Annotated in this window: 2 protein-coding genes; both read left to right on the top strand. The window is 63.6% G+C overall.

The genetic code is table 11. From position 1 onward, the window contains the following. Positions 1-758 (top strand): ATP-binding cassette domain-containing protein (locus NW835_RS05875; RefSeq protein ID WP_414414778.1); only part of this gene is annotated, 758 nt, incomplete at its 5' end. Then, positions 755-1130 (top strand): ABC transporter permease (locus tag NW835_RS05870; RefSeq protein ID WP_414414777.1); only part of this gene is annotated, 376 nt, incomplete at its 3' end. The genes NW835_RS05875 and NW835_RS05870, both read left to right, overlap by 4 nt.

The raw sequence follows: 1130 nt of genomic DNA, 5'->3' as shown, positions 1-1130 counted from the left end.
ACTTTCCGGTGACGGCGCTGCGCCAGCGCATCGGCTATGTCATCCAGCAGGTGGGGTTGTTTCCCCACATGACGGTGGCCCAGAATGTGGCGGTGGTGCCGCGACTTTTGGGCTGGCCAAGGGAGCGCATCCGCGAGCGAGTGGACGAGCTGCTCAGCTTGGTCAACTTGCCCCCCCAAGAATACCGACGTCGCTACCCGGCTCAACTCTCAGGCGGCCAACAGCAGCGGGTGGGTCTGGCGCGGGCGCTGGCCGGGGATCCGGATCTGCTGCTGATGGACGAACCCTTTGGGGCCCTCGACGCCATCACTCGTAGCAAGCTACAAGATGAGATCCTGCGCCTGCAGCGGCAACTGAGAAAGACCATCCTCTTCGTCTCCCACGACGTGGAAGAGGCGCTGCGCCTGGCAGATCGCATCTTGGTGATGCAGCAGGGGCGAGTGGTGCAGTTCGATACTCCCTTTCGACTGCTCACCCAGCCGGCCACCCCCTTTGTCAGAGAGCTATTGGGGGCAGACGACATGGTGCGGCAACTGAGCGTGCTGCGGGTGGAAACGGCGATGGAGCGGATCCCGCACAACCACCAGATCCAGGAGGGGGCGGTGGTAAAGCCCCACGAAACCCTACGGCGGGCCTTGTCGCTGCTGCTGCGCACGGGGGCGGCGGCTCTCACGGTGTGGGAAGACGGGCGGGCTATCGGCATCGTTACCCTGGATCACATCCGCCATCTGGCCATGCTGGAGGGGGGATCCGCATGAGCTACCTTCTCCGCCATCCCGGCTTGGTGTGGCAGCTTACCCAAGAGCACCTAGCAATGGTGGCGACGGCCTTGGGGATTGCGCTGGTGCTGGCGCTGCCGTTGGCTTTGCTGGTTCACCACGTGCGCTGGCTAGCCCTACCGCTGATGGGGATCCTCAGCATCCTGTACACGGTGCCCAGCCTGGCTCTAATCATTTTGCTGATCCCTTGGTTCGGGCTCAATGCCCGCTCGGTGGTGGTGGCGATGGTGCTCTACTCGCAGGTGATCTTGGTGCGCCACCTGTACGTGGGTTTGCAATCAGTGGAGCCGGCTCTTCTGGAGGCAGCCAAGGGTCTGGGGATGAACCTCTGGCAGCGGTGGTGGCAGGTGC

The organism is Synechococcus sp. OH2, from assembly GCF_047462155.1.
Classification (GTDB): domain Bacteria; phylum Cyanobacteriota; class Cyanobacteriia; order Thermostichales; family Thermostichaceae; genus Thermostichus.
Note: the sequence above shows the minus strand (reverse complement) of the source record. Positions and strands in the feature narration are given on the sequence as shown.